Raw genomic sequence first — 8,994 nt, 5'->3', positions numbered from 1 at the left:
GCACGCTGGACGGCACCCTGCGTACGAAGTTCCAGCAATGGTATCCGGGGATGAAGCCAGACGGAGATCAGAAAATGGCAGCATGATTGCCCCACGCTTTGGGGTACTCTCGCCCGCTTGGGGTCGAGTGGGGCTGAGTGCAGAAAACCCCTTTAAGGTTTCTGTTGGGTTGTTTGCGCGTTGAGACTGACGCTCACGGTTCGTTCGCTCCGAGATACCGATAGATTGTCGCTTTTGAGAGGCTGTAGTGTGCCATCAGATCTTTGATCAGCATTCCAGCGGTACGCTTTTTGCGTAGCTCAACGATCTGATCTTCTGAAAGCGCGGGTCGTTTGCCGAACTGTACGCCGCGATCTTTGGCCTTCTTGATCCCATCCATCTGTCGCTCGGCGCGGATTTCGGTTTCGAACTGGCCAATGGCTCCGAGCATGTTGAACAGCAGCCGCCCGGTTGCGTCGGACGTGTCGATATTCTGATCGAGCACGACCAGATCGACACCTTTCTGTTTCAGTGTTTCAGCGATCTGGCAAAGGTGCAGTGTGGATCGCGCCAATCGGTCGATACGTGTGACAATCAGCTGGTCACCGTCGCGGACGTAATTCAGGCATTCTTTCAGCTGAGGGCGGGCGTCCGTCGTACCACTGCGCTTCTCTTCGAAAAGCTTGTCGCAGCCATCCAGCTTTTCGCGCTGCACGTCCAGAGATTGTCCGACTGAGCTGACGCGGGCGTATCCGACTTTGGCCATAGTGTCTCGAATAAATTCAGAGGTCTTGCGACTGTCATATTGAGACATTGAAAAAGACATGGCAAGCGAATGGTCTCAATTTCTACAGTTTTGAAGACCCTCTCCGTATAGAAAGACGACCCTCATGGCACACCGAGCGGTTCTGACCGCGCGACAGCGCGCGGCCCTTTTCCACCTTCCAACGGATGAGGCGTTGATCCTTCGGCATTACGCCCTGTCCGATGAAGACATCGATTTTATCCGCACCCGCCGCCGCCCTGAGAACCTGATCGGATTTGCGCTGCAGCTTTGTGCCCTTCGATATCCGGGACGGCTGCTGAGGCCCGGAGAGATCATCCCCAAAGAAATGTCTGACTTCATCGCCGCCCAGCTCGGCGTCAAACCCGATGACCTTCTACATTATGCCGAGCGAGAGAACACACGGCACGAGCACCTGGAAGTACTGCGCAAGATTTATAGGTACGAGATGTTCAAGGGCAAGCGGGTCAAACAGATGCGTGCGTGGCTTGATCAGAATGCCGAAGGTGCGCAATCGAGCGAAGGTCTGGTGAGGGCCTTTGTGCAAGAATGTCGTGGGCGGCATATCATCCTGCCGGGAACGACTGTCATGGAACGGATGTGCGCCGACGCGCTTGTTGCTGCCGAACGCCGGATCGAAACTCGGATAACGGCGTGCCTTGACCGCGCGATGCGCGCTCGTCTCGATGGCTTATTGAATGAGGAAGAGGAGGGCCAAACCACCACGTTCGTGTGGTTGCGCCAGTTTGAGCCAGGCAAGAACTCCGCAGATATCAACCGCCTGCTTGATCGGCTGGAGTTTCTGAAGGCGATTGCCTTGGCACCAGAAATTATGGACGACATCCCAGCACATCGGGTCACGCGGCTGCGCCGTCAGGGAGAACGCTACTTTGCGAAAGGACTACGTGACATCACCAGTGACCGCCGCCTTGCCATCCTGGCCGTCTGCGTCGTGGAATGGAGCGCTGCCATCGCAGATACCGTTGTGGAAACACATGACAGGATTGTAGGCAGCGTCTGGCGGGATGCGAAACGGATCTGCGACGCGCGGGTCACGGAAGCTCAGGCGGACGTCGCAAAGACCCTGGCTGGATTTGAGACCCTGGGATCAAACCTATTGATGGCCAAAGGCGACGATGCCGCCCTCGCCAATGCCGTCGATAGTTCTTGCGGCTGGAGCGGCCTTGAAAGTCTGGTCGCGCAAGCAACACAGCTTCAGGCAACGGTGAAAGCAGATACTCTGGCCCATGTGTCCAAGGGCTTCCACCGGTTCAAACGCTATGCTCGGCGCATGTTGAATGCTCTGGATATGACATGCGCCAGTGTGGCCCAGCCATTGATCACGGCAGCGCAGATTATCCGTGACAAACAGGATATCCCGGCCACATCGCTGACCTTTTTACAACCACGTTCGAAATGGCGACCGCAATTCCGCGCGCCCGATATTGATCAAGAGCGGCTGTGGGTTGTCGCCGTCCTGTGCCACCTGCGCGATGCGTTCCGTTCTGGCGATATCTGGCTTCCGCATTCGCGGCGTCATGCCGACATGAAGCAAGCCCTTGTGTCCATCGATGCCGCCCGCGCCATGGGGCTTTCAATGCCACTGGAACCAGAGATCTGGATGGCTGATCGAAAGCGCCGCTTGGAAGAGGGGCTGAAACGGCTGGCCAAGGCGGTGCGCTCCAAAACCTTGCCGAGTGGAGTCATTGAAGACGGCGTTTTGCGCGTGAGCCGTCTTGACGCCGATGTGCCGGAGGAGGCCGGTGATCTCGTCCTCGATCTTTACCGTCGTCTGCCGGAGACGCGGATCACCGATATTCTCACAGAGGTCGACAAAGACACCGGCTTCACCGAAGCCTTCACGCATCTGCACACCGGTGCCCCATGCCGTGACAAGATTGGCTTGCTGAACGTGCTCCTGGCGGAGGGTCTCAATCTAGGCCTGAGCAAAATGGCAAATGCCACCAACACTCATGACTTCATACAGCTTTCCCGTTTGTCACGGTGGCATGTCGAAAGCGAGGGAATGGCCCGCGCCCTGGCCATGGTGATTGATGCGCAGACCCACCTGCCAATGACCAAATTCTGGGGTGTAGGGAAAACGGCTTCCAGTGATGGGCAGTTTTTCCCAACGACGCGGCAGGGCGAGGCAATGAACCTCATCAACGCAAAATACGGCAACGAGCCGGGCATAAAGGCCTACACCCACGTCTCTGACCAGTATGCGCCATTCGCCACTCAGGTCATTCCCGCCACGGTGAGCGAGGCACCTTATATCCTCGACGGCTTGCTGATGAACGAGGCGGGACGGAAGATAAAAGAGCAGTATGCCGACACCGGCGGCTTCACCGATCTCGTCTTCGCCGCCACGTCCCTGCTCGGGTACCACTTCCATCCCCGCATTCGCGACCTGTCCTCCAAGAGGTTGCATGTGTTTGACCTCCGCGCTGTTCCCAAAGAGCTGAAAGGGTTAACCGGGGACAAAATTCGGGAAGCGAAGATCGTCGAAAACTGGCCGGATGTTTTGCGCTGTATCGCAACAATGCTGTCGGGCCGGATGCAGCCAAGTCACCTCCTCAAGAAATTGGCCGCGCGCCCGAGGCAACATGATCTGGCGTTGGCCTTGCGGGAGATCGGCCGGGTCGAACGCACATTGTTCATCATCGAATGGCTGCTCGACACCGACATGCAGCGCCGCGCCCATATCGGCTTGAACAAGGGAGAGGCACATCACGCCCTGAAAGGTGCTCTTCGGATCGGGCGTCAGAGAGAAATCCGCGACCGTACCACGGAAGGACAACACTTCCGCATCGCTGGCCTCAATCTGCTGACCGCCATCATCATTTATTGGAATTCCAAACAGCTCGGAAACGCTGTGGCAAGGCGACAGCGGGCAGGATTGGATTGCCCACCCGAACTCCTCGCCCACATATCGCCGCTTGGGTGGGCCCATATCATCCTAACAGGCGAATATCGTTGGCGGAAAATAGAAGCGCAAAATCCTTAAAGGGGTTTTCTGCACTCAGCCCCACTCGACCCCCGCTTGGTAGCGCCCGAACATCCGAACGAAAACGACACCCAATTGAGCGCCTCGCCAAACCGGACTTTGGTGCAATTGCAGCGAAAGTCCATTCCGTCCGCAAAGCTGCCGGATGGTCAGATGGAGACTAAGGTCTGCTTTTCGCCACATCTGGACCGAACTCAGACGTTTATGTCACTGGCTAAATCCACGTATTTGTCATGCATATTGTGACCATAGGTTTTTGTCCAACAGCGGCCGTTCGTGTCCATGTGGCCAAGGATCGAAGTGAACCCGCTCAACTATTGCTGCACTTCGATTGAATGTCGGCTGGAGGTCGACACGAACTGCTCTGCCCCCATGCACTGCGCTATGCTGAACATGTCGTTCATGTTTATTGATTGCTATATACACTCAATGTATATAGCATCTTACTATGAATTATGAGCAATTTCCACAGTATTGGGTGAACCACCTTGGGTTTCAGCTTCGAAAGGAGCTTGAGGAAGCGTTTGCGGCCAAAGGGCAGAAAGTAACCAGTGAAGAATGGGCCCTGCTGCTTATTCTGAACAAGCATGAACAATTGAGCCCGCGCATCCTCGCAAAATTGACCTTGCGCGACTCCACAACCGTGTCGCGCTTGGTCGACCGACTCGAACGAAAGGGGTTGGTCGAAAGGATCCGTGAACGCAAAGATCGTCGGGTCGTGGACGTTGTTATGACCGCTGCTGGTCGCGCCGAATTTTCCAGTCTGTCCGAGACGGCCAAGGCGTTCATCGACACATCATTGAGGGGTATCGCCCCCGAAGATGCGGAGCGGGTAATTCAGATTCTGAAAAGGATGTCGGAAAACCTCTCCGCCGCAAAAAGGACGCAAGATGTATAACTACGATCAGTTTAGCGCCAAGGACTACGATCTTGTCAATTTTCGTGGCCCAAATCCCGGCACCCCCGCTCCCGATTTCAACCTGACCCGTGCCGATGGTGGCCACTCCCGCCTGCTGGACTTTGACGGCACTTTCCTCGTGCTGGAGATGGGGAGTCTGACCTGCCCGCTGTTTCAGGGGCGCCGGAAAACCATGTCCGCATTGCATCGAGAGTACCAGAATGTCGACTTTTCAGTGCTTTATGTGCGGGAGGCGCATCCCGGCGCGGCCATCTCTGCGCACCAGTCAGACGACGACAAGCAAAGTTGCGCAGCGCTGCTGCGTTCGGATGGGGAACGGCGCAAGGTTCTGGTGGATGATCTGAATGGAACAGCCCATCAGGCCTATGGGGGATACCCCAACTCGGTCTTTATCATCAATCGCAATGGCTGCGTGGTGTATGCCTCGGACTGGAACAACCCTGAAACCACGGGCCGGGCATTGTCTTTGCTGATACAAGGCAAGCCTGCCGACCTGAAAGCCTGGTTCAAGCCGGTGCCGCCCTCAGTGAGTCTGAAAATCCTGCGCGCAGGCGGCAAGGGATCCATGGCGGACTTCCTGCGCGGACTGCCTCGACTGATCTGGAACAACCTTGTGCTTCGCAACATCCGCTTGCTACGAGGAAAGCCGATTGGCACCCCCCCTGATGTCAGATGTTGAGATGCGCCGACCTGTCAGCGAAGGGTCGCTGTGGACCGTTCGGCCGCCAGAACTCATCGTTTGTGTCTCCGGCGCTAACCACCGTTTCCGGGCATGAAATGCCCGTCCGCGCGAAGCGCCGGGCCTGGCAGCAGGAGACCTTTAGGTTGCCTGCCGACAGGTCACCCTGAAACCGCCACCGCCCAGAGTCACGCCACAACGCAAAAAGGCCCCCGCTTGCTGACGGGGGCCTCGATCTTTCGGCGGTACGGGGCTACTCAGCGGCCATCCTGTCAGCCCGCGCGGTGCGGTTCATGATGTAATCCACGGCCTTCTGCGCCTCCGATGCGGCGCGGAAAATCGCGCGGCTGTCTTCCTTCATCGCCTCAAGCCATCCTTCGACATAAGCCGCGCTCTGATCAAATTCAGGCTCCACCCCGATCTGCGCGCACAACATGCAGTTTCCGATTTCGGCGACCAGCTCCTCGAAGGCATAGGCCTTGCGATCATTGAACCGGCCCAAACGGTCAAGCCGCTTTGTCGCCCCTGTCCAGTGCGTCAGCTCATGCGCCAAGGTGCCGTAATACCCTGCCGCCCTGTGAAAGGTGGCGATCGGCGGCATGTGGATGCGGTCAGTCTTGATGTTGTAATAGGCGCGCGGCTCCTCGGTAGTGTCGATCTGCGCCCCGCTCGCGGAAAAGAATACTTCCAACGCGGGATCGGCGACGGTGCCAAGATCACGGGGCGGATCGGGCAGGATATAGAATTCAGCGGGCAGGCCCTCGATCTGGTCGGCGTTGAACACGCGGTAGGCCTTGGCATAGGGGATCTGGCGTTCCTCGCCGTTATCGTCCTCACGCTCGACGGTGCCGTATTTCACAACCGTGGCGGATTTCTCGCCCTTGCGGACATGGCCCCCAAGCTGCTTGGCCTGATTGAACGTCATCCAGCGGGCTGAGCTGTAATCCTTGGCCATCGCTGTCGCCCAAAGCATCAGGATGTTGATCCCCCGATAGGCTTCCCCGTTGAACCGTTCCGGCAAGCTGACTGATACCCCTCCGCCGGTCCATGGCTTGCGCCAGGGCGGCGTTCCAGCCTCGATCTGCGCGATGATCTGGTTGGTGACATGGGAATAAACGTCAAACTTCTCTGCGGTCATTTGTGACCCTCCTTTGAGTGACGCGGGCCGGGTCTCTTCCCCTTTCCGCCAATGGGCGGGCCTTCCTGTTCTGATCTTTGGAATGCCCATGCATTCCGAAGGGCAGAGCAGGTAAGGGCAAAGCCCGTCCTGCGGCCTGGCGGGGCCGTGACAACCGGGTGGAGGGCGTGAATTTGGGAGGGAACCGCGCGCCTGCGCGTGGGAGGAACCGGAATTCTCGACCGGAACCGACGCCATGGGCGGCGCTTGCCGGTTTTCTTGGACCTGACAGGATGGCAGGCGGATCAACAGGGATTTAGAAACTGTCAGGGTTGGGGTGAGCGGGCGTCAGCCCGTCGATCCCCGGCCCTGTCTATCGCTCAAAGCGAGACCGGCACATTGCCGGGATCACAAATGCCGGATTCAGGACTATTTGTGGCGATCAAGCATGATCTCAAAGTCGGCCGTGGAGGTTTCCTCAACTCCCACAACCCAAATATCACTTACATCTTTATCGTCACTTACAGTGACTACGCGACCAATCATATCGCGCCACAAATACTTACGGCAACGCAAATACTCCTCATACGCTTTTTCCCGTTTAGCGCCTGCAGGATGGCTTGCAGCCTCTTCACGAGCATAGTCTAAAGCCTGAGGGCCAGCGCCAAAATATAAACACCGCTGCTCTGAACGATCTGCCCAAGTAACACGTGTTCTCTCGGGCTCAAAATGCCCATATCGTCCCAAAACAGGCTTATCTGGTGACACGACAAATGTGTATTTAATTCGCGTTGTGCGCCCGTCTGGCAGAACAAAGGGCTCCCAATCATCGTGCATCATTTCAGAACCCATATTTCTTGAGGATGTTGTCCATCTCAGTTCTATTTTTCGGGCCAATGACAAGCATTTGTCGCGCCCGTTCAGTGGCCATAATCAGCGCCTTAGATGCCCCCTCCTCTGGATGACAACCACAGTGTTCAAGCACAGTACAGTAATAACGGTATCCACCTAGTCCCTCGTCACCACTGATTTTTACGAGCGCACTGCGCACCAAAGATGGGCTGGGTGTTGGCCCCTCCACCCGATAAAATTCAGTTTCATCAATAGGCCCGCGCCGCTGAAGTTCCGCGATAATTTCTTGCACGTCTTTCATATGATTGCCTTTCATCTTTCTCTGCGTCTATCGCGGCCCTGCACGCGCTCGGACGCAGTATCACGCCCACGCCCGAGTATGTCATCTCGCCGCCCCTGATCACGGCTATCGCCGTCACGGGCGGCAATGTCCCGTTCTATCGCCGCTGCATCCCGCTCCTGTCCGATATCGCGCGCACGCCCAAGGATGGCGTCCCGCCGATCTCGGTCTGGATCGTCGGGCGCAACCCTCTCACGCCCGATGTCTGGCGCTTGCACCTCGGGTCGATCAATATCGCGCCCCAACACCGCCGCCCGGCGCGCGTCCATATCGCCCCGCTCAGCACCAGCCTGCGGCCTCTCGACCTCGCCCATAACCCTCTCCTTGATCCGTGACATCGCCGCCTCGGCGCGGCCCCAAAGCTGATCCAGCCGCTCGCGCGCGGTGGCAATGAAGGCGCGCCCCCGCTCCATCAGCTCAAGCCGCAATTCCAACTGACGCCAGCCCAACTCTTGGCGCTGTGCATTGCGCGCCTGAGCCGCGCGGAAAGCCTCACCGCGCTCCGTGACGATCCCGCGTTTCTCCTGGGCATTGGCCGATGGGCCGATTTTCGGCTCGGGCTCCCGGCTGAGCTCGACCACCTTCTTCTCGTGCTCAAGCGCCAGCTCTTCCTGCCCGCCCCCGCGCGCCCGCTCGACCTGTTGCTCGGCCTCAGTGCGCTGAACATCAAGGGACCGGTGGTCGATCCGCTCCGACCGCCCTGCCCGCTCAAGGGCCGTGTTTGCGTCCCGCGCCCAGGCTTCGCGCCAGCCCATCAGCAGGTCCGGCGCATTCCAGCTGCGGTCCTTCTTCCCGAACCCCTCGCCGGTCAGCTCGCGCATGGTGAGCATGACATGTGCATGGGGCTGACCGTGGCCATCACGGGCTTTGCCCTCGTGAATGGCCACATCCGCGATCATGCCGCGATCGACAAATTCGCGCTGAACAAAACCACGCAACAGTTCCAGGCGCTCCCCGCGATCGAGCTCGCGGGGAAGAGCCACTTCGATCTCGCGGGCAAGCTGGGCATCGCGCCGCTTCTCGACGGCTTCGACCGCGTTCCAGAGCTGGTCGCGATCGCGCATCCAGTCGGGCGCGTTTTCGGGGGCCATGATCTCGGAATGCACGACCCCGCCTTTGCGGGAATAGTCGTGCGCCAACCCCTGCCGGTCATCCCGCAGCCGCCCAGCCGTCCGGTAGGCGGCGGCTGCGACCGATGACCGGCCCCCGGCCCGGCTGATCACTTTTGCACTGAGATGATAGATCGCCACGCTTGGGACGCCTCTCTTCAAAACAGGGTCCAGCGCCTGGTTGCGCTGGTCGGGAGCGCGAGGGTGA

At 58.3% G+C, this 8,994-nt stretch carries 8 protein-coding genes; 3 read left to right on the top strand and 5 right to left on the bottom strand.

The genetic code is table 11. The features are described from left to right. Positions 1–193 precede the first annotated feature (193 nt). Positions 194–745, bottom strand: a complete 552-nt coding sequence (locus tag EGN72_RS00765; protein ID WP_067629846.1) for a recombinase family protein — start codon at positions 743–745, stop codon at positions 194–196. Between the two features lie 124 nt (positions 746–869). On the opposite strand from EGN72_RS00765, the gene EGN72_RS00760 reads away from it, so the two are divergent. The 3 genes from EGN72_RS00760 to EGN72_RS00750 all read left to right on the top strand — a co-directional run bounded on the left by EGN72_RS00760 (position 870) and on the right by EGN72_RS00750 (position 5,368). After that, on the top strand, positions 870–3,770 hold the full coding sequence (locus EGN72_RS00760; RefSeq protein ID WP_127044758.1) for a Tn3 family transposase: 2,901 nt from the start codon (positions 870–872) through the stop codon (positions 3,768–3,770). 448 nt (positions 3,771–4,218) lie between these two features. Further along, on the top strand, positions 4,219–4,668 hold the full coding sequence (locus EGN72_RS00755) for a MarR family winged helix-turn-helix transcriptional regulator (protein WP_127044757.1): 450 nt from the start codon (positions 4,219–4,221) through the stop codon (positions 4,666–4,668). Further along, the gene (locus EGN72_RS00750) at positions 4,661–5,368 is read left to right on the top strand and encodes a deiodinase-like protein (protein ID WP_127044756.1); all 708 of its coding nucleotides are present in this window, start codon (positions 4,661–4,663) and stop codon (positions 5,366–5,368) included. Before EGN72_RS00755 ends, EGN72_RS00750 begins: the two co-directional genes overlap by 8 nt. A gap of 253 nt (positions 5,369–5,621) precedes the next feature. Here the strand turns inward: EGN72_RS00750 and EGN72_RS00745 are convergent, their stop codons facing one another. The 4 genes from EGN72_RS00745 to mobQ all read right to left on the bottom strand — a co-directional run. Beyond that, positions 5,622–6,506: an ArdC family protein gene (locus EGN72_RS00745; RefSeq protein ID WP_127044755.1), complete on the bottom strand. Its 885-nt coding sequence runs from the start codon at positions 6,504–6,506 to the stop codon at positions 5,622–5,624. A 408-nt stretch (positions 6,507–6,914) separates the two neighbouring features. After that, positions 6,915–7,325, bottom strand: coding sequence for a hypothetical protein (locus EGN72_RS00740; RefSeq protein WP_127044754.1), 411 nt, complete (start codon positions 7,323–7,325; stop codon positions 6,915–6,917). A 1-nt stretch (position 7,326) separates the two neighbouring features. After that, entirely contained in the window at positions 7,327–7,638 is a 312-nt protein-coding gene (locus EGN72_RS00735) for a hypothetical protein (RefSeq protein ID WP_127044753.1), read from the bottom strand. Positions 7,639–7,649: 11 nt separating this feature from the next. Further along, on the bottom strand, positions 7,650–8,994 hold a 1,345-nt coding region (mobQ, locus tag EGN72_RS00730), incomplete at its 5' end, for a MobQ family relaxase (RefSeq protein ID WP_233586979.1).

This window comes from Pseudorhodobacter sp. E13 (assembly GCF_003991405.1).
Taxonomy (GTDB): Bacteria; Pseudomonadota; Alphaproteobacteria; order Rhodobacterales; family Rhodobacteraceae; genus Pseudorhodobacter.
This window is presented reverse-complemented; position numbering and strand designations above follow the sequence as displayed.